Origin of the sequence: Anatilimnocola aggregata, assembly GCF_007747655.1 — a bacterium.
Lineage (GTDB): Bacteria > Planctomycetota > Planctomycetia > Pirellulales > Pirellulaceae > Anatilimnocola > Anatilimnocola aggregata.
The window spans coordinates 1,278,230-1,297,187 of sequence record NZ_CP036274.1 but is presented as its reverse complement, the minus strand read 5'-3'; the positions used below and the strand labels follow the sequence as shown (position 1 = coordinate 1,297,187).

Genomic DNA, 18,958 nt, shown 5'->3' with positions numbered 1-18,958 from the left:
GGACCCTCCAAGAGAATTAAACCTCGAAGGATCGATCGATATGTCACTGCCACTTTTTCAATCGCCGATCTCGCGTCGTCAATCGCTGCAAGCCGCTGGAGCCGGTTTTGGCTATGTCGCCCTGCAGGCATTGTTAGGGAACAGCGCTCCGCGCGTCTCGGCCAGCGAATCACCCCGCGATCCCGAAAAGCCACTTGCGCCGCGGGCTCCGCATTTTGCAGCGAAGGCCAAGCGCGTGATCTTCTGCTTTATGCAGGGCTGTATCTCGCAGATGGATACGTTCGAGTACAAGCCGCAGTTACAAAAGGATGGCGGCAAGGTTGGTCCCGGTGGCGGGACTTTGACAGCCTCGAAATTCAAATTCGCCCAGCATGGCGAAACGGGAACTTGGGTCTCGGAACTTTTTCCGCACCTTGCCAAGCAAGTCGATAAGCTCTGCTTCCTTCGCGGCCTGCACACCGACACTCCTGCCCACCCGCAGGCCGTGATTCAGCTGCATACTGGCACTGCGCTGGCGCAACTGACTCGTCCTTCGATGGGTGCCTGGCTCATGTATGGGCTGGGAACTGAGAACCAGGATCTGCCGGGTTATATCACGATCAACCCACCACCGAACTTTGGCGGCGCAGTGAATTTTGGCAGCGCGTTCCTCCCCGCCCACTATCAGGGGACCAAGATCAACGACATGGGCTATGTGCCGAACCTCAAGGCCCAAACTCCAACCCAATTACAGCGGAAGCAACTCGATTTGATTCAAGCGATGAATCGCGATCTGGCAAACAACCCCAGCAAACCCGATGAACTTGAAGGGGTGATCCAGTCGTACGAATTGGCTTTCAAGATGCAAGGGAAAGTGCCCGAGCTGCTCGATATCTCGCAAGAGCCGCAGCACGTGCTCGATGCTTATGGCGTGAAGCCTGGGCCCGCTGGTAGCTTTGCCCGCCAATGCTTGATGGCTCGCCGCTTGAGTGAAGCTGGTGTTCGCTTTGTGGAGATCTGCCAGCCTGGCTGGGACCATCACAATAATTTGCACAAGGGGCTGATCAACAATAGCGCCATGACCGACCAACCGACCGCTGCTCTACTCACCGACTTGCAGCAGCGCGGTATGCTCGAAGATACGCTGGTGATCTTCGGCAGCGAGTTCGGACGCCAACCCACTTCGCAGGGTGCCGATGGTCGCGATCACAACATTACCGGCTATCCAATGTGGTTGGCCGGTGCTGGTGTAAAGAAGGGCTTCTCGTATGGTGCCACCGACGAGTACGGCATTCATGCCACCGAAGGTCGGATGCACATGACCGACCTCCACGCGACGCTCCTAGCGCTCATGGGGCTCGATCACGAAGCCCTCACCTATCGCTATGCCGGTCGAAACTTCCGCCTGACCGATGTCGCGGGGAACGTGACCCGCGAGATCTTCGCCTAACTTGCTTGTGGTCGTACTTACGGCAGCGTGACGATTTCGACCCACGAGAGGCTCTTGCCTACGTCATAGGTGTCGGTTCGTTCTAGTTTGCCGGTCTTTGAATCGACCGAGTAGGCCGCAAGCTTGCCGGTCCCTTCGCCGCCGGCGAACACATATTTGCCGCTCGGGGTAATTCCGAACGAGCGAGGCGTCTTCTCAGTCGGCGTTTGGCCGATCGCGGTCAACTTGCCGGTCGCTACATCAAAGCGAAAGCCCGCCAGGCTGTCGTGCCCGCGATTTGAGACCCATACGAATTCACCGTTCGGATGGACGTGTACATCCGCGGTCGAGTTGCCCCCCTGATACGCTTCGGGCAGGGTCGAAACCGTTTGCAGCGGCTTGAGTCCCTTCTCGGCATCCAGCGAATAGAGCGTGCAACTACTCCCCGATTCATCGGAACTGAAGGCAAACTTACCGGAGGGGTGAACCGCCAGGTGCCGCGGCCCCGCACCCGGTTTGCCGCCTGCGGCAGACTCTTGCTTGGTTAGTTTGCCACTTGCCACATCGAGCTTGAATTGAAAGATGGCATTTGGTGCCACGTGCGGCACGAACAACCAGTTCTCATCTGGCGAAAGGATCGTCGAGTGCGCGGTCTTCGCGGTCAGCACCTCTTGCAGCGGCGCGTCACCAATTTGCCCCGCCTTGGCAATTTCGTGTACTGTTACGCGCCCTGCCGAGTACGACGCCGCGAACAAGTAGTTCCCCTTGCGATTGGTGGCCACGTAGGCTGCGTTCGCGCCGGTTCCCAGTCCGGTTTCGTTAATCGGCGTGAGCTTGCCATTTGCTTCAATCTTGAAAGAACCGATACGGGCATTTGTCCGCAGCGAAGCGAACAACGTGCGACTTTCGGAATGCACGGCCAGCGAACCCGGCGCGGTGCCGACATTTGTCCGCGAGACTTCCTTCAACTTGCCGGTCTGTTCATCCAGGTCATAGTGTACGATCGATTGCGAACCCGAGTCCGAAATGTACAAGCAAGTTTCGGCGGCCTGCATTGGAGCGATCCTCCAACCGAGAGCAAAGCCTGTTACCAGAAAAATTAAAGATGCCGCGAGGCAGATTCGTGCATTCACAGTGGTTGCCTTTCGTCAGAGCAGGAGAGCGCACCAAATAGTGGAGTTCGCAGACTTTTGAATTGTGGCGAGTGCGGCGGTAAATCGCAAACATCATTTCGCTAGCAGTGAGGATCGCCCGAATGTTGTTTGGGCTAGGCGCGCTTGGGGATCGGGCTACAATCGCTGAGAACGGGCGAACAAGGAGGACTCATGCAGTGCAGGCTTTTTGCAATGCTGGCTGGGCTCGTCGCTCTGCTGGCAATTGGCAGTAGTCAAATGCTTTCGGGTGGCGAAAACGAAGCTGGCCCTGTGATCGATTTGTCGGCACCCAACATCTTGGGGTTGCCCAGGGGCGCAATCTCCGGCGGCGGCAGCCTGATGGTCTGCGGCGGCGGGCAGTTGCCAGAAGAAGTCTACGACGAGTTTGTCAAACTCGCGGGCGGACCCAGTGGTCGCCTGGTGCTGATTCCCTCGGCGTATCCTTACGCCAATCTCGAAGCGCTCAATTATCGCTTCAATGGCTGGTTGCGATACCCAGTCCAGTCGTTTCACTTTGTGCATGCCAGCACACGCGAAGAAGCCGATAGCGAAGAATTCGCTCGTCCGCTCGCGGAGGCAACAGGTGTTTGGCTCTCGGGCGGAGCACAAGGTCGCCTTGCCGATCTTTACAAGGGAACTCGCGTCGAGCAGCAGCTGCAGCGCGTGCTCGAACGAGGCGGCGTGATTGGTGGAACCAGCGCTGGTGCTGCCATCATGTCCGAAACCATGATTCGCTATGGCACCTCGCGCGAAGCGGTGACCGATGCGGGCTTTGGACTGTTGATGTCGGCGGTTGTCGATCAACACTTCACCGAGCGCTCGCGGCACACGCGGTTGCTCGGCGTGTTGGGCCAGAATCCGCAAAAGATCGGCCTTGGCGTCGATGAGCAAACGGCGCTCATCATTCGGGCCAATCGCGTGCGAGTGCTCGGTCAGAATCGTGCGACCGTGATCGTCCCCGATCAGTACCGCACGATGTCGCTCCACCTCCTCGCCAGTGGCGAAGAGGCCGAAATCATCCGCTCGAAGGATGAAGTCGAATCCCGCCTGAAGCTACTTCCCGCCAACTTGGCGAAGAAGTAAGCAAGCCTTAGAGAATCAGCTGCGGTGACGTCTACAGCACCGCGGCAATCGCTTTGGTCAAAGCTGGCATGTTCTGTTCGGTCATGCCGGCGACGTTGATGCGGCCACCATTGCCGACGACGTACACGGCGTACTTGGTGCGCAGTTCGTCGACTTGCAGGTTCGTCAGCCCGGAGTAGGAGAACATCCCTTTCTGGTTGATGAGAAACGAGAAGTCCTTTTCGGGCCTCAGCTTTTTCATCTCGGCGACGAACAGGTGCCGCATTTTGTGAATGCGGGTCCGCATCGCGGCGAGTTCTTCTTCCCACTGCTGGCGCAGGGCTGCATCGTTCAATACTGCGGCGACCAGAGCGCCACCGTGGGTCGGTGGGTTCGAATAGTTAGTGCGAATGCTGATGCGTACCTGGCTCAACGCCCGCTCGGCAGCTTCGGCCGAGTTAGCGACAAGCGTCAGCGCGCCGACGCGTTCGCCATACAGGCCGAAGTTCTTCGAGAACGAACTGCAGACCAGCACTTCCACCCCTTGCGCGACGATCTCGCGCAGGCCGACGGCGTCTTCTTCCAGCCCATCGCCAAAGCCCTGATAGGCGAAGTCAACAATTGGCAACAGGCCGCGGCTCTTCACGACAGCAGCGATTTTCTTCCATTGTTCTGGAGTGGGATCGATGCCCGTAGGATTGTGGCAACAAGCGTGCAGCAGGACGACATCGCCAGCGGGAATCTTTTCGAGTGACGCAATCAGGCCGTCGAAATCGAGCCCTTGGCCGTTGGCAGCGATATAGGTGTAGACATCGGTCTGCAGGCCAGCCGCGGCGAAGATGGCCGTGTGATTGGCCCAGGTCGGTTTGCTGACCCAAACCTTGGCCATCGGAAAATGTTTGCGTAAGAAGTCGCCCGCCACGCGCAGCGAACCGGTGCCACCGGGCGTTTGCGCCGTGATCGCCCGCTTGCTGGTGACAATCTCGTGCGACTTGCCGAAGAGCATCGCCTGCACCTGCGAGCCATAGTCGGCCAGCCCTTCGATGGCGAGATAGCCTTTGCTCTTCTCGGCTTCGAGCAGCCGGCGCTCGGCCTCTTTGATCGACGCCAAAACGGGGGTGTTTCCCTGTTCGTCCTTGTAGACGCCGACGCTCAAATTGATCTTGTTCGGGTTCGGGTCTTTCTTGAAAGCTTCGCCCAAACCAAGGATGGAATCGGGCGGGGCAAGCGGCAGAGAGTCAAACATGGCAGCGACCGTAAAAGGCTGAAAAATGAACTGGAGAGTAACCTGACAACACAGCAAGCAAGCCCTGCATGCTGGACATCTAGGGCAAAGACAATTATCCTAGCCCGCTGTTCTGATGGTCGGTAGGCCCCGCCTCTCTCCCCTGCTCGCATCTCTTTTCGATTGACGGTTGCATGGCCCGGCGAAAAATCGGTATTTGGATCATCGGCGCCAAGGGAGGTGTCGCTGCAACTGTCACGGTGGGCCTGGTAGCACTGAAAAAAGGGCTCGCGCCGAACCATGGCCTGGTGACGCAACTGCCGCAATTCGCCGGACTCGATCTGGCCAGCTTCGGTGATTTCACCATCGGCGGCCACGAGATCCGCGAAGTCTCGCTCTACGACGAAGTGGTTCAACTCGTCCGTGTCAGCAAGGCGATCGACGCCGAACTGGTCGCCAAGTGCAAGCCGGATCTCGACAAGATCGATAAGAACATCAAGCCCGGCACCCTCTGGAACGTCGGCAACAAGATCGAACAGCTGGCGACCGACGACCTGCGCAAACTCAAGGCCAAAGAAACGCCGCGGGCCGCGATCGACCGCGTGCAGGCCGACATCCAAGAATTCCAAACAAAGAACAAGCTCGACCAGGTCGTGGTCGTGAACCTCTCTTCGACCGAGCCCCCGGTCGACGAAGCCACGGTTCCTGCCAAGTGGAAAGACCTGGCCAAAACGCTCGATAAGAAGACCTGCCCGCTCGCGGCCAGTTCGCTCTATGCAATTGCCGCGCTCGAACTGGGCATCCCTTTCGTCAACTTCACTCCTTCGCTGGGCTCCGCTCCCGCTGCCATTCAAGAGCTGGCGATCGAGCGCGACACCTGTCACATGGGGCACGATGGCAAAACGGGCGAAACGCTGATGAAGAGCGTCCTCGCGCCGATGTTCGCCGCTCGCAACCTCCCCGTGATGAGTTGGGTAGGCCATAACATCTTCGGCAATCTCGATGGCAAAGTCCTCGACGATCCGGAAAACAAGAAGACCAAGGTCCGCAGCAAAGATCGGCTCCTGCATCAAATTCTTGGCTACTCGCCCCAAACGCTCGTCAGCATCGAATACATCGAAAGCCTAGGCGACTGGAAGACAGCCTGGGATCACATTCACTTCCAAGGCTTCCTCGGTCTGCCGATGGTACTGACCTTCCAATGGCAAGGTGCCGATTCACTCCTCGCCGCGCCACTGGTGATCGACCTCGTCCGCCTGACCGAACGCGCCCACCGTAACGGCGACCGCGGACTCCTCACGTTCCTGGCCAGCTTTTTCAAGAGCCCCATCGGCGTGCCGAATCACAACTTCGTCGAGCAGTTCCAAATGCTGCAATCCTGGGCCGAAAAGGTCGAAGCGAAGAAATAGGTTTCGCTTCGTAATTCGCACTTTGCTGTCGCAATCCTTCACGCTAAGCCGTTGGGTGCGGCCTGAGTCGCGGCTAATTTCCTGGCCACGTCGATTGAGCTTCCACGCGACGAGGCCCACCATCTTGGCCGCGAGGTTTATCAACACCCCCCTTTTGCGTGCATCGCAATCAAGCCGTTCTGTGGCAACGAATTGCGTCCAATTTGCAAATCGTGAAATCATCCTATTTGTTGATAAACCTGTGGTTGCGAATACTGAAGCAGGGCGGAGAGTGATGCCTTTTCACATAGCCCGACGCGTCAGCGAGGGGAAATCAAGAACAACTGTTCCTCGCAGCGGAACGCGATAACACAATAGCTCCCTCGCTCACGCGTCGGGCTAAGTAGGAGCTTCATCCCGCCGGCGCGAACTCTCCCAGCGCGCAAGCGCCTTCCATCTACCAAGTTGCCAGAGCAGTCCTTCGAATTGTCGGATAGTCGTGCGCACTTGTCAAGTATTTATATAGTATTTCAGTCGGAGTTTTTGATTGCTGTCGCGGCAACGGGGCAAGCTATTTCGAATCTGAAGTAAGTCTCGGCTCGAATGTCAATCGAACCTTGTTCTCAGAAACTGGAGTTACGATCACAGCTTGATCAAAGTCTGCAAAAATCCATTCCAGCCGATTTCTCAGATTGCCGTCCACGAGATTTTTTGTGATCGGCGTCCGTGACGTTATTCCATTTTTCCTCAGAGTTGCCCAGTCAACGTCGATACTTATCTGGTGCTTGTACATCAGCAGGGTAACCGCTTCCCCCAGCGGTGTATTGACTAGAGCAATCGGCGGGGCGGTGGATTTCCAGTATCTAACTTCTGTTGCCAGGCGAGCAGAATGTCTGCTTTGCAGCCACCAGCCCAGGCCCACCCCAATCACTAGCAGTAGCCAAAAAACGTCACGCAAAGTGAACTTCATCTCAGCCGCCTTCCTTCCCAGCCCCGCCCCATTCTAGCCGCTTGCGAAAAGCCCCCGCTAGATTCGCGAGGCCATGCGACGAAGCTTAGAATGCGGCCATGACCACCACTCGCTCAGCCGCGCTGCTGGCGTCTCGTTTTCGGGCAGCGGTAGACTGACTTGTACATTTGTTTTTTGGCCTGGATTGGAACAGGATGCTGCGCAATGCAAACACATCATTTCCTGCTGCTCGGCGGTTTGCTGTTGGTCACTTGCGGATGCGAGAGTCGTACGGCAAATACGTCAACCGGAACGCGATACCCTGAGTACGAACGGCTGTTAACTGAAAGTGCAGTGCAATCCGACGCGGCAGCGAAACAGCTGGTGGAATCTGAGCGGCAGATACAAGAATCCACGCGCCAAGCTGAGATCGCGGCGAAACAGCAAGTAGAAGTGCAGCGTCAGCTTGAACAGTCGGCCAAACAGGCCGACCGGATGCAGAAATTAATCGAACGTTGGGAAGCGCAGGCCGATCGTCAGGACAAGATATTGGACCGACAAGAGCGTCAACTCATTCCGCCCAAGGACGAAACTTAGAATCCAGCCATGCCCACCACCCGCTCAGCCGCGCCGATCTTCGCAGCCGTGCTGCTGCTGCTGGCTTTGTACGTCGGAAGTTATCTGGCGCTGGTGGTGCCACGCGGGAGAATGAACTCCACCTCCCGCCACGACTGTCACATCTATCACTACCGAGTCAACAGCGTCAAACTAGCGCCTAGACTATTCTGGCCATTGGAGCAGGCTGACCGGAAGCTGCGACCAGATTCATGGCCGTGACCAGACTAGCTATTCAAATTAGCCAAAGACCCCCAGCCGGGGTCCGATTGACCGCTTTGGGCGCGCGGGATAGTTTGTAGCTTGCTGAAAACTTCTCCGCCCTTTGCATTGGACGCTGAGCCTTTGGACCCCCTTCACTTTTGCATCGCTGTGGGGCCGCTGAGCGTTTACCTGCTGCTGCTGGGGCTCATCAATTTGCGCCGGCGGCCGTTCATCACCACGGGTGGTCGCGATGCCATGTCGCTGGGCATTGCCATCATTGGCTTCGTCATCGTCGGGCCGATGGAATTGTTCCTGCCCGAAGCAGCAGCCGCCAATCTGCATCAATGGGCCTGGGCCATGCTCATCACCCTTTACCTGTTGTCGCTCGTCCTCTTTGTACTCCTCATGCGCCCCCGGCTGGTGATTTACAACATTACGGGCGAGCAGTTGCGCCCCGCGTTGAGCGATGTCGTGACGGAACTTGATCCTGAAGCGCGGTGGGCCGGCGACGCTCTGGTGTTGCCGCACCTGGGTGTGCAGTTGCATCTGGAACCCGCCTCGATGTTTCGCAACGTGCAACTCATTGCCGCGGGCCCGCATCAAAACCTGGCCGGCTGGCGACGACTCGAAGTCGAACTCGATCGCGCCTTCCGCAAGCTCGATGGTTCGCCCAATCCCTATGGTGCCAGCCTGATGCTGTTTGGCTTCGCGCTGGCTGGTTACGCGACCTACTGGTTGTATCGCGATCCCGATGGGGTCGTCCGCTCGCTGCAAACCATGCTCCGTTGGTAGCGCGGCCGTGGAAGTAAACTGCTCCTAGAAATGAGCCAACCATGCCCAAAGGAATTTTCGTTCAGTGCGGCTGCATCCTGCTGAGCGAAGCAGTTGCCGTCGAAGAGATTGAACGGGCGCTCGCCAGCTACGAGGTCATTCGCCGCACCGATCCTGGTCCGTCGTGGATTTTTGGTGGCTATGGCTTGCTCGTTAAATACCGGCCGCAGGTGAATGGTCTGGTGCTGGTCGATATCGTCAATAAGCCTTGGCCCGATGGCATGGGCGATCCCCAAGCGAACCCCGAGTTGTTCGGCGGCTGGACGATGGGACAGTTCGGCCCCTTCACCTTCCCCGGTTCACTCCAGCGCGCGGCCCAGCAAAGTTGGGTCTGGCCAGCGGGGAAGTCAATCGTTGGCGATCATCGGGCCTTCATGCGTGTCCGCTGCTCGTACGTTCTCGGGGCTGGGCCAGATGCTCCCGTCATGGCCGCCGATGCCGATGCGGTAGATGAACTCGAACACGTTACCGGAATTTGCCAGGCGCTGTTGTCGCTGCCCACTGCACTCTGTTATTTCAATCCCAATGGCGAAGTCCTCCGCGATCAAGCGGGGATGCAAGAGAGCATGCAATTCGCCGATCAGAACGAAGTGTTGCCCCTCGACCTCTGGTCGAACATTCGGCTGTTCAATATTTCGTCCGAATGGCTGCTGATGGATACCGTGGGGAACAGCCAACTCGACCTGCCCGATATCGAGGCGATCTTCGTCAAAAAATACGACCCCAGCGAGATCGACAACTTCCTGCGCAACATCAGCTTCTACTTGCATACTGAAGGTCGTAACGTCATCAAACCGGGCGACACCATGGATGGCCCCGGCAATATTCGCTGGCAAGCGCGGCTGTATGAAAACGGAATTTCCGATCCGCCGCGGCCAGTGCTTAGCTGGCTGCCTGTCGATGGTTCCACTCCTCCCGTGGAGTTGAAGAACCGAAAAGAAGCTTCGTGAGTCGAACGCTGGGTTCTACTTCTGCAGCAGCGAACCGCGGTCATACTCGACCACGCCCAACTGCTTGAAGATGGCGAGCAAGGTGGCGTCGTCTGCCAGGCACTGCGCTTCGAACTGCGAGACGTTTTCTTCTTTGAGCATGCGCAGCGTTTCTGACAGCAGAAACAGCGTGAGCCCTTGTTCGCGGGCTTCGGGAGTATCGTCGACACTCACCAGGCCGATGGTTCGCGCACCCCAGGCCTGCGACAGCGGCAGGATCTCCCACAGCGTGATCGAGATGACTGGCTCACCCGCTTCTTTGGCCGCCAGTTGAAAGCGGGTCCAAACGGCTTGCGACCAGACACAGTTATCCCACCAATTGCCGGGCATCACTTCACCGGCCTGCGAGGCTTGAAACTTCCGCTTCACCTGCAGCAGTTGGCCACTGATGGGGGGCTTGAAGTCGGTCAACTTGCGATGCAGCAGCACCCGCGTTTGACCCTCGGTGTAGCCACCAGCCGAAAACAGTTCGCGAGCGGCCAGATCGCTGGCCAATACGCCGGGGACATCCGAACTGCCATACAGGCCGACATAGAACGGGTTGAACGGAAAGGCACACCCCGCGTGCAAAGTTTTTGCCCCGCGTTTGCGCAGGTAGTCTTCGCCAGCGGAGAGCAATTCAAGCGCGGTGGTAGCCCGCGCGGGATGCGGCATGGTGAGCAACTGGCAGATTGTGCCGGCGCTGGTATCGAGCGAACGATGGTCCGCGCTGGCACCGAAGCCGGCATGCACGAAGCCGATGGGCCGCGCACCGTCGCAGGCCACGATCAACCCTTGGCGGTCGAAGTAGGGCTTGGCCAGCACGATGTTCTCCCAGAAGCTGGGCGTCATCGGCTGCATCCGGCCTCGCAACGGAGGCTGAGCCCGCCAAATTTCCGCCAGCGCGGGAGGATCCCAATTCTGAAAAGCTCGGTAGCGGATCAAGGCCAATTACTGCTGTTGCCGGGAATCGTACAAAACTGCTGACAGTTTACTGGCCTGCCGCGCGACGCGAAAGCCACAGAAAACCGGTACCGGGTCTCGACGATCACCCCTCGCGCTAATCAAACTAGAGAAATTGAACCTGCTCGCACCGCAGCCAGAGCGTCGCGCCAGCGTTTCCCGGTTTCCTCTTCCCTCGCGCTCTCGCTGGAACATTGTCATGTTTTGTCGACCTTTGCTCGTTCGCCTGTTATCACTCGCGGCCGCGTTTGCAATTTCCTGCTCCACCATCGCCACAGCCCAAGACGAAACGCCGCGGCAATTGGCTTTGAAAGAAGTTCGCGCCGCGATGGCCGCCCGCGATGTGGCCGGTATCAAGGCCAAGCTCGAAGCTGCCGCCAGGCTGAAAGGTGAAGAACCGTACGACACGGAACTTCATCGCGTGGAGCAATTGGCCGGCTACGTCACCCAGTTTTGGAACGCAGTGGATCGCGCGGGGCGCACCATGCAGGCCACGACCATTCGCGAGATCACCATCAACGACAAGATTTGTGCGTTCGTCGAGTACGAAAATAAAACACTGGTGATTCGTGTCGAAGGACAGAATCGAACCTACACCTTGCAGAACATGCCTCCCGCGGTCGCCCTCGCCGTCGCGCAGCAGGAACTCGACCCGAAGAATGCCAACAACAAAGTTTTCTTCGGCGCCTTTCTGGCCATGGATGCCAAAGGAGACCGGAAGATCGCCAGGCAGTATTGGGATGAAGCCACGCAAGCGAAAGTCGATATCAAACATCTGCTGCCGGAGCTTGGTGTCGAGCCGCCGCCGCCAGCTGTGATTCTGCCGACGCTTTCGCCGCTGGTGAAAGCCACCCTGCAGCCGAAGAACTGGTCGCTGCGAACGAAGGGGGCGAAGAACTGGCAGAAGAAACCTCTCGGCGATGCCGCTGCACAAAACGAGGCCGGTCATCTCGTGGTGAAGACGCCAACCGATGCCGGTGAGGTGCAACTTGTCTTTGGCCGACAACTAACGCCCAACTTTGTTTGCCGTGTCTATCTCGAGGGTGCGAAAAAGGGACAGTCGATTGGCCTGGTCTCGGTCGATGGCGACGAAGACGCGCTTACGACGCTGCTGCCGAGTGGAACCGTCGTGATTGAGATGGGGCGACAGGCGGGGCAAGTGAAGGCCAAGATTCACGGCAAAGAAGTCGAATTCACGACAGCTGGCAAAGCGACGCCGCGCACGCCTGCACTCTTCGGCATTATCGTGCCAGCCGGCAGCGAAATCACGGTCGCCTCCTTCGAACTGGGCGTGCCATAGCGGGAGATTTTATTCCTCAGCAGCTTCCAATTATGCTGAAGCGATTCACTATTCGACAACTCTGACGCTCCGAGCTTTCATCGTGATGCACACTCCCCGCTATCATTGGTTCCTATTGCTGCTGGTCTGCTGGGCTGCACCTGCGCAAGCAGAGCCTGGCGCGACACAGCAGCAATTCCAACCGGGCGAGACCTATTTCGGCCACGACCAGCACATCGAATACATCGCTGGCGATTTGCCCTTCATTCTCTCGGCACCTCACGGTGGGCGCGAAAAGCCCGAGGGAATTGTCGACCGCAAAGAAGGGACTTTTGCGTTTGATATTGGCACCCAAGAACTGGCCCGCGCGATTGCGGCCGAGATGCACCAGCAGACGGGGCATTGGCCGCACATCATCATCTGCCGCATCAGTCGCCGAAAGATCGACTGCAATCGCGAAATTGTTGAAGCCTGCGCTGGTAATCCAGCTGCCGAAAAAATCTGGCACGACTGGCACCGCTTTCTGACGGCTGCCCGCGACCGCGTGGTGCAAGACTTTGGCCGCGGACTGTACATCGACCTGCATGGCCATGGCCACAAGATCGGCCAGCTCGAAATGGGCTATTTACATTCGCAGCTGGACTACGACGTCAGCAATGAGCAATTGAGCGCGCCGCAGAATGTTACGGCCAGCAGTTTGCAAGCGATTGCGGCGCTCAACCGCCGCCCCTATGCCGATCTCGTGCGTGGTGATTTCGCTCTGGGAACCTTGCTGATGGATCGGGGCTTTCCCGCCACACCGAGCAAGCAGCGCCCCGTGCCGACGATTCCTTACTTTCGTGGCGGGTACAACACGGGTCGTTATGGCCGCGATGCGGCACCGCTGGCGGGCCTGCAGATCGAAACCAATAGCCGTGGCGTGCGCGATAACGACAAATCGCGCGCAGCGTTTGCCAAAGCGCTCACCGACTCGCTGAAAATTTATTTCGAAGCTCAGATCGGCTTGCCATTGGCGGCGAAATCGACTCCCGCGGTCTCGGCACCAGTAACGAACGCTCTCTGCGCACCGCAGCCCGCCTGTTGTCGCCGACGTTTTCGTTGCCGCGCACGATGCCGGTGATCTGGACGCGAGTCCTTGCTCCCCTCAACGAAACGGGCAAGGGCGTGTAAACTGATGAGCAGGCAGTGATTGGCTCAGGCTCGCGAAGAAAGTGCGGAGAATTGAAGATGTCGAACATCGATGAACTTTATAAGCAGTCCGAAGTGCTCCGCCGCGAAGGTAAGCTGGCCGAAGCGACCGAGAAGTTGAACGAACTGATCGCGCTCGATCCGAATCATGTGCTGGCGCGAATGACAATCGCCCGCCTGCTGTGCAAAGCGGGTAAACCGCTCGAAGCAGTTCCGCACAGCGAAATGGCTTGCCAGGTGGAACCCAACGAGAGCTTTAACTGGGCCGCGCTGAGTCAAACGTATCAACAGTCGTTCGAGGCGACGCAAGATCGCATCTACATCTTGAAAGCCGAAGAAGCCAAGACGAAGTCGCATCAATTGCAGTGGGCACAGTCTTAGTTCGTATCCACAGAGTCAGTTAGCGCTGCCTGCTGAAAGTGATACAGAAACACGGCCGCAGCAACGGCCACATTCAGCGAGTCGATACCCGCCTGCATCGGCAGGGTAATCTGCTGCGGACATAACTTCAGCCAGCGCTCGTCGAGGCCATGCCCTTCGCTTCCCAGCACCAAGGCGAGTCGTTTGGGCTTCGGTACTTGAGACAGCGGCACCGCGCGATTGTCGAGCACGGTCGCCAGGACTTCAAACCCGTGCTCCTCACGCAGCGCGACCACATCAGCAACAAGATCGACGGCCTCGCGCACGGGGATGAACAAGACGCTCCCCATTGAAACTCGCAGCACGCGGCGCGAGAACGGATCGGCACAGTCGCTGCCAAGTAAGATTGCCGCAACACCCAGGGCAGCTGCAGTCCGCACAATGCTCCCCAAGTTTGTTGGGTCTTGGACCGCCGGGCAGACGAGAATCGTCGCCGGCTGATCAAGCGGAGGCATCATTGCTCGCAAGTCAGGCGCGGGCTTTCTCTGGCCACAGGCGAGCACACCGCGGTGAAAGCGAAATCCAACGAGCTCCGTCATCAGCTCGCGCGGCGCTACATAAATGGGTGTCTCAGGCGGCAGTTGAGGTGCGAGCCGCTCGGCCCAATCCGCTTCAGCCAAAACCGAATCGGTCACAAACGAACTATCGAGCAGTCGCTGCACGACCTTATCTCCCTCGGCGACAAACAATTTGCTGCCGCGGGTGAGATTCGTCTGATGCAACTGGCGATAAGGCGCGACGCGCGAATCGTCGGTGTTCGTGATGGGAATCAGAGGCATGGAGGAATTAAAGACTGCAGATGTCAGATTGAGATCAAGGAGTCACAGCATCGCTGGTTCTTCCTGGATCTGCAATCTGCAATCCGCGACATCTGCAATCCCTCTCCTCCGGCGAAGCGTTACCACCGTCACGGCCGACACCGGTCGGGCTTCGTTGACGAGAAAAATTGCTGCTACTCCTCAAGATTCTCTCAAGCACAGAATTTGACACCGCGCAAAGCTGACATAGGTTTCAGTTGTGCAGGGAGTTTGGTGGCTTAACGGCTGCTGACCTCTGCCCGGTTGGTTCTGCCTCAGTTCTGCACCGGCGCGGCTTCGGCTGTGTCGGCTGGAACTCCGGTGGCGCTGGCCGGTTGGGCCTGCCGCCTCACATCCCCGAGAAGGGCAAACCGGTAGTAATGCCGGGGCGCAAAGCAAAGGGCCGTGGTTGGGTCTCGCTTTTTACGAAGCGAGCGCACGATTACGGTAGCCTGGCTGCCGAACGGATGGGACTGTGGTGTCCGGTTAAACTCCGGGCTCCGCATTTTTTCCTGGCAATGATCGAGACGATGGCGAGGCGAGCTTCCAGTGTTGATGTTTGAGTCGTAGCCCGGTGCCAAGGCAGGCCGGCAGTGCGCCCTTCCAGGCGTGCTGCTCGCATCGGGTGAGACTCGCCGGCTGTTTTGGTGTCGGATGGTATTCCGGCGGACGCTCGTTCGCCGGACCGCCGAACTGGAGAAGGAACAAATGAAGAATCTCGCTTTGAAAGTGCAACGTTTCCTGGTTTCCGAAGATGGCCCGACCGCGGTGGAATACGCCGTGATGCTGGCTCTGATCGTGATCGTCTGCTTGACCGCCATTCAGGCGATCGGCACGAACGCGAACGCTACGTTTAACAGCGTGGCGGCCAAGTTGCCAGCTGGCGGCGGCTCGTAACCGCGAGCTCGATTGGTGAGTTGCTCTCACCAGTTGACGTCGGCTGTTTGACATCAAGGCCCCCTCGCTGCCGTCCCGCAAGGATGTAGCGAGGGGGCTCTTTTTCGCGCGCTGTTGCTCCTGCCAGGCGACTGCGCTTGCATGTTCACCGGGGTCCTCACCCCTTCTCTTTGCCAGGGAGCGACAGGTGACTGCGGGCTGCTGGTTGGCTTGTTCAGGATTGTCCGTTAGCCCTTGGTTGATCACCCTCAACGACGTTGCCAAGTTTGCCATCGTGTTGTTGATTGTTTAGGGGGTCTTACCATGCAAAAGTTCTCGCCATCGGTCGTTCGCTCCTTTGACTCTGTCGTCCGCTTTTTGAAGTCGGAAGATGGTCCCACCGCCGTTGAATACGCGGTGATGCTCGCCTTGATCGTCATCGTCTGCCTCACGGCCATTCAGGCCATCGGCACGAACGCCAACGCGACGTTCAATAGCATTGCGACCGTGCTCCCTGCGGGGGGCGGATCGTAGCTGCCTTGCCGGATGTAGGGGTGGGATGGCCGTACCTGGCCACTCCCACCGCTACACGAGGCATGTCTTGGCCCAAGCCGGCTGTGCGGGCTCGTGCTGCGAGCCCGTTGTTCCACGCCGAAGAGTCGACATGTCGTCACTCTGCGGCCAACGCCCTTCCGGCACTCGGAGCAACTTTCATCAGTCTTTTTTGCGAAGTGCGCCGTTTTCCTGACCTACAGTTCAAACAGGGAACGATTGTTCGGCCCCAGCTGCGATGCCTGAGATGGCACCGCAACAACGCACAAGAAGCTTTTCGCACATAAGGGTCTAGTCATGAAGTTGCTCAACCAGGTCAAGACGTTTCTCAAGTCGGAAGATGGTCCTACCGCTGTCGAGTACGCGGTGATGCTCGCCCTGATCGTCATCGTCTGCCTCACGGCCATTCAAGCGATCGGTACGAACGCCAACGTGACGTTCAACTCCGTTGCTCAGAAGCTCGGCACCGGTGGCGGTTCGTAAGTCGGTCGGTTCGATCCTGCGAAGCAGTCCGCGGTTGCTCCTGCTGCTTCGCTGGCCAAAACCAATGTTTGTCATTTTCGTGATCAAGTATTAACGCAGAAGTGATTGCTATGTATCCGGTAGTTCCTGCTGAGGTTTTGATCGGCAGCTGGGAAATGATGTGCTACGTTTTCACGGCTGCGGCCGCTCTCGTGAGCTGGTTCCTGGCTATGCGTTAATGGTCGCCAAGCCGGCACGCGCCGGCCTGTGACGACTGCAATTCAATCAAGCCTCGGCGCGACTGCCGAGGAGCGGACTTGTTTTTGGAGATTCGTACAATGCTCGATACGTTCGCCGCGCTGGGGGAAGTCATGGCCCAGCACTGGACGGTGTGGCTGGTCACGGTGGTCCTCATTCTGGCCGCCGTCATCGATGGCTTTGAACTGAAAGTGCCCAACTGGGTCACATTCCCCTTCATCCTCAGCGGCTGGATTTACAGCGGCGTGGCGTTCGGTTGGGAAGGACTGGCCTGGAGCCTGGCTGGCACCGTGGTCGGCCTGCTCCTCTTGCTACCTGCTTATGCCATCGGTGGCATGGGTGCTGGCGACGTCAAGTTGCTAGCGGGCGTCGGAGCCTGGGTCTATGGCACACACACTCTCTATGCCTTCGCACTCTCTACCATTGTCGGCGCCATCCTCGCCGTCGCCATGGTACTGATGCGTCGGGCCTGGAAGAAGCACTCGGATCAGTTCTGGCTGATCCTCAACGAGATCACCGTGATTCGGAATCCCGAACAGCTAGCACAGATTGCCGCGAAGCGTAAACCTTCGATGCTGTTGCTGCCCTACGGCATTCCTATCGCTATCGGGACGATTGTCTACTTCCTCTTGGCGGGTCTGCTGATTTAGCAGTCATCAAGTGGGTAAGGCTGAGAAGATTTGACGAAAGGGTTGACTATGCTTACCACGCAAACTTTGTCGCTGCTGGTTCAGAAACTTGTTAAACCCTGCCGGTTATTCCGAAAACAACGACGGGGAGCAGCTGCCGTAGAGTTTGCCGTGGTTGCCCCGGTTTTCTTCTTGCTCGTATTCGGCATGATCGAATACGGCCGGATGGTCATGGTCCAACAGATCATCACCAATGCGGCCCGAGAAGGCTGCCGGGTCGCGGTACTCGACGGTTCGACGACGGCGTCGACCCAGACAGCTGCGATCAATGCGATGGCGAGTGGCAACATCACCATCACCACGAGCAACGTAACGGTTAATCCTAGTCCGCCTAGCAGTGCCGCTTATGGCAGTCCTGTCAGTGTTACGGTGACGGTTCCTTTCAATCAAGTCAGCTGGCTGCCATCGCCAATGTACCTTGGGGGAAAAAGCATGACTGCAACCACGACAATGCGTCGGGAAACAGTCCAGTAGCGAAGATTGACCAGTCTTTGGATGGGCTGGGTAAGGTTTGAGGATTTTTTGTTCGTCGCGTGCTCGTTACGCGGACCAATCGTCAGTAGGAATTTTTCGATGCGGATGAAGTCGCTGATCTTGATTTTCATCGCCCTAGGCTGTGGCCTGGTCGCATCGATCGGTATAAGCCAGGTCATGGACCGCAAGGCCAACGCTGGCGGGGCGGGAATCGAGATGGAACCGATTCTTGTCACCATCAAAGATCTCGATATCAACTCTGCGTTCGATGCGCAAAACGTCAAGCTCGAGCCTTGGCCGAAGGTCAAGATGCCGGAAGGTGCCGTTCGCAATCTCGACGAACTGAAAGACAAGTTCGCTCGGCAGCGGTTCGTCAAAGGCGAACCGATTCTGCTCGAGAAAATCACCGATCAAATTGGCGCTGTCGCTCCCCTCATTCCCGCTGGCTATCGCGCCATGCCGGTGCGAGTGGAAGAAGACACCGTGATGCGAGGGATCTCGCCCGGCGACCGGGTCGACATCAACCTCTACGTTCGCCGCGGCGAAGAAATTCGCGAGTCGGGCGTCTACACGATCATGCGTGCAGTGCGCGTGTTCGCCGTCGGGTCGAATACCGAAAAGGTGATCGATCCAAAAGGACAGGAAGCGACGTTTCGCACCGTTTCGCTCCTCGTCAAACCCGAACAAATGCGCGACCTGACCGGTGCCATTCAAATTGGCCGCGTCACGTTGGCCCTGCGTCATCCGAACGAAACGGGCGACGAAAAGGAAGACGGCGTGACACCACTGGCGGACATCCTCAAGGGGAATTCGCTCGACAGTGAAGAGGAAGAAACTCCTGAAGTTGCCGAGGCTCCTGCCGCTCCTGCAAATGGTCCGGGCTTGCTCGACATGCTGAGCAAAGGCATGCAAGCTGTGGCCAAGGCCAGCCAGAACATTGAACCGACCGTGGCACCAGAGCCCGACACCGGCTACACCATGCACATTTATACGAACAGTGAAGTGAAGCAATACCAGTGGCAGAACCGCACCAGCATGCCACAGGAAAGTACCGTTTTCTCGGCCGGTCCATCCGGTTCGAGTTCTCCACCTGCATCGGTTCCCGCCGCTGGTGCAGGTAACATCCATCGCCCTGGCTATTTGCTGGAGCGACGGCCGGTCTGGATGACCGAATAGGTTCGCTAGTCGTAGTCCAG

Annotated in this window: 21 protein-coding genes and 1 riboswitch; of the genes, 16 read left to right on the top strand and 5 right to left on the bottom strand. The window is 57.9% G+C overall.

Annotated features, from left to right (window positions below; all coding sequences use genetic code 11):
• Nucleotides 1-40: 40 nt before the first annotated feature.
• Nucleotides 41-1,429 (top strand): DUF1501 domain-containing protein, encoded by a 1,389-nt coding sequence (locus ETAA8_RS05025; protein WP_145085789.1) that lies wholly within the window; start codon nucleotides 41-43, stop codon nucleotides 1,427-1,429.
• A gap of 17 nt (nucleotides 1,430-1,446) precedes the next feature.
• On the opposite strand, the gene ETAA8_RS05020 is transcribed toward ETAA8_RS05025, so the two are convergent.
• Nucleotides 1,447-2,463, bottom strand: a complete 1,017-nt coding sequence (locus tag ETAA8_RS05020; RefSeq protein ID WP_145085786.1) for a lactonase family protein — start codon at nucleotides 2,461-2,463, stop codon at nucleotides 1,447-1,449.
• A gap of 270 nt (nucleotides 2,464-2,733) precedes the next feature.
• Between ETAA8_RS05020 and ETAA8_RS05015 the strand changes: the two genes are divergently transcribed.
• Nucleotides 2,734-3,645, top strand: coding sequence for a cyanophycinase (locus tag ETAA8_RS05015; RefSeq protein ID WP_145085783.1), 912 nt, complete (start codon nucleotides 2,734-2,736; stop codon nucleotides 3,643-3,645).
• Nucleotides 3,646-3,676: 31 nt separating this feature from the next.
• Here ETAA8_RS05015 and ETAA8_RS05010 read toward each other — a convergent pair whose 3' ends face one another.
• Nucleotides 3,677-4,870, bottom strand: a complete 1,194-nt coding sequence (locus tag ETAA8_RS05010) for an amino acid aminotransferase (RefSeq protein WP_145085781.1) — start codon at nucleotides 4,868-4,870, stop codon at nucleotides 3,677-3,679.
• Nucleotides 4,871-5,043: 173 nt separating this feature from the next.
• Here ETAA8_RS05010 and ETAA8_RS05005 point away from each other — a divergent pair, with 173 nt between their 5' ends.
• The gene (locus ETAA8_RS05005; protein ID WP_145085778.1) at nucleotides 5,044-6,258 is read left to right on the top strand and encodes an inositol-3-phosphate synthase; all 1,215 of its coding nucleotides are present in this window, start codon (nucleotides 5,044-5,046) and stop codon (nucleotides 6,256-6,258) included.
• Nucleotides 6,259-6,808: 550 nt separating this feature from the next.
• On the opposite strand, the gene ETAA8_RS05000 is transcribed toward ETAA8_RS05005, so the two are convergent.
• On the bottom strand, nucleotides 6,809-7,207 hold the full coding sequence (locus ETAA8_RS05000; RefSeq protein WP_145085775.1) for a hypothetical protein: 399 nt from the start codon (nucleotides 7,205-7,207) through the stop codon (nucleotides 6,809-6,811).
• A gap of 204 nt (nucleotides 7,208-7,411) precedes the next feature.
• Between ETAA8_RS05000 and ETAA8_RS04995 the strand changes: the two genes are divergently transcribed.
• The 4 genes from ETAA8_RS04995 to ETAA8_RS04980 all read left to right on the top strand — a co-directional run bounded on the left by ETAA8_RS04995 (nucleotide 7,412) and on the right by ETAA8_RS04980 (nucleotide 9,786).
• Entirely contained in the window at nucleotides 7,412-7,783 is a 372-nt protein-coding gene (locus tag ETAA8_RS04995; protein ID WP_145085772.1) for a hypothetical protein, read from the top strand.
• A 9-nt stretch (nucleotides 7,784-7,792) separates the two neighbouring features.
• Entirely contained in the window at nucleotides 7,793-8,023 is a 231-nt protein-coding gene (locus ETAA8_RS04990) for a hypothetical protein (RefSeq protein WP_145085769.1), read from the top strand.
• A 123-nt stretch (nucleotides 8,024-8,146) separates the two neighbouring features.
• Nucleotides 8,147-8,797: a hypothetical protein gene (locus ETAA8_RS04985; protein WP_145085766.1), complete on the top strand. Its 651-nt coding sequence runs from the start codon at nucleotides 8,147-8,149 to the stop codon at nucleotides 8,795-8,797.
• Nucleotides 8,798-8,838: 41 nt separating this feature from the next.
• On the top strand, nucleotides 8,839-9,786 hold the full coding sequence (locus tag ETAA8_RS04980; protein ID WP_145085763.1) for a DUF4261 domain-containing protein: 948 nt from the start codon (nucleotides 8,839-8,841) through the stop codon (nucleotides 9,784-9,786).
• A gap of 15 nt (nucleotides 9,787-9,801) precedes the next feature.
• Here ETAA8_RS04980 and ETAA8_RS04975 read toward each other — a convergent pair whose 3' ends face one another.
• A complete protein-coding gene (locus ETAA8_RS04975; protein ID WP_145085759.1) occupies nucleotides 9,802-10,656 on the bottom strand; it encodes a hypothetical protein in 855 nt (284 codons plus the stop codon).
• 310 nt (nucleotides 10,657-10,966) lie between these two features.
• Here ETAA8_RS04975 and ETAA8_RS04970 point away from each other — a divergent pair, with 310 nt between their 5' ends.
• The 3 genes from ETAA8_RS04970 (at nucleotide 10,967) to ETAA8_RS04960 (ending at nucleotide 13,615) form a co-directional block, all read left to right on the top strand.
• On the top strand, nucleotides 10,967-12,067 hold the full coding sequence (locus ETAA8_RS04970; RefSeq protein ID WP_145085756.1) for a hypothetical protein: 1,101 nt from the start codon (nucleotides 10,967-10,969) through the stop codon (nucleotides 12,065-12,067).
• An 82-nt stretch (nucleotides 12,068-12,149) separates the two neighbouring features.
• Nucleotides 12,150-13,166 (top strand): N-formylglutamate amidohydrolase, encoded by a 1,017-nt coding sequence (locus ETAA8_RS04965; RefSeq protein ID WP_145085753.1) that lies wholly within the window; start codon nucleotides 12,150-12,152, stop codon nucleotides 13,164-13,166.
• Nucleotides 13,167-13,273: 107 nt separating this feature from the next.
• Nucleotides 13,274-13,615 (top strand): tetratricopeptide repeat protein, encoded by a 342-nt coding sequence (locus tag ETAA8_RS04960; RefSeq protein ID WP_145085750.1) that lies wholly within the window; start codon nucleotides 13,274-13,276, stop codon nucleotides 13,613-13,615.
• Here ETAA8_RS04960 and ETAA8_RS04955 read toward each other — a convergent pair.
• The gene (locus ETAA8_RS04955) at nucleotides 13,612-14,433 is read right to left on the bottom strand and encodes a TrmH family RNA methyltransferase (RefSeq protein ID WP_145085746.1); all 822 of its coding nucleotides are present in this window, start codon (nucleotides 14,431-14,433) and stop codon (nucleotides 13,612-13,614) included. The two genes, ETAA8_RS04960 and ETAA8_RS04955, sit on opposite strands and share 4 nt — an antisense overlap.
• A gap of 373 nt (nucleotides 14,434-14,806) precedes the next feature.
• Nucleotides 14,807-14,915: riboswitch (cyclic di-GMP riboswitch) on the top strand.
• A gap of 244 nt (nucleotides 14,916-15,159) precedes the next feature.
• On the opposite strand from ETAA8_RS04955, the gene ETAA8_RS04950 reads away from it, so the two are divergent.
• From ETAA8_RS04950 to cpaB, 6 genes are all read left to right on the top strand, one after another.
• Complete coding sequence (locus ETAA8_RS04950; RefSeq protein WP_145085743.1) at nucleotides 15,160-15,348, top strand: Flp family type IVb pilin; 189 nt, start codon at nucleotides 15,160-15,162, stop codon at nucleotides 15,346-15,348.
• Between the two features lie 303 nt (nucleotides 15,349-15,651).
• Nucleotides 15,652-15,861: a Flp family type IVb pilin gene (locus ETAA8_RS04945; RefSeq protein ID WP_145085740.1), complete on the top strand. Its 210-nt coding sequence runs from the start codon at nucleotides 15,652-15,654 to the stop codon at nucleotides 15,859-15,861.
• Between the two features lie 315 nt (nucleotides 15,862-16,176).
• Nucleotides 16,177-16,362: a Flp family type IVb pilin gene (locus ETAA8_RS04940; protein WP_145085737.1), complete on the top strand. Its 186-nt coding sequence runs from the start codon at nucleotides 16,177-16,179 to the stop codon at nucleotides 16,360-16,362.
• A gap of 317 nt (nucleotides 16,363-16,679) precedes the next feature.
• Nucleotides 16,680-17,249 carry an A24 family peptidase gene (locus ETAA8_RS04935; RefSeq protein ID WP_145085734.1) on the top strand — a complete coding sequence of 190 codons (570 nt, stop codon included), beginning with the start codon at nucleotides 16,680-16,682 and terminating at the stop codon, nucleotides 17,247-17,249.
• A gap of 150 nt (nucleotides 17,250-17,399) precedes the next feature.
• Complete coding sequence (locus ETAA8_RS04930) at nucleotides 17,400-17,762, top strand: TadE/TadG family type IV pilus assembly protein (RefSeq protein WP_238397680.1); 363 nt, start codon at nucleotides 17,400-17,402, stop codon at nucleotides 17,760-17,762.
• Between the two features lie 99 nt (nucleotides 17,763-17,861).
• The gene (cpaB, locus tag ETAA8_RS04925) at nucleotides 17,862-18,938 is read left to right on the top strand and encodes a Flp pilus assembly protein CpaB (RefSeq protein WP_202921564.1); all 1,077 of its coding nucleotides are present in this window, start codon (nucleotides 17,862-17,864) and stop codon (nucleotides 18,936-18,938) included.
• The last annotated feature ends 20 nt before the right edge of the window (nucleotides 18,939-18,958 follow it).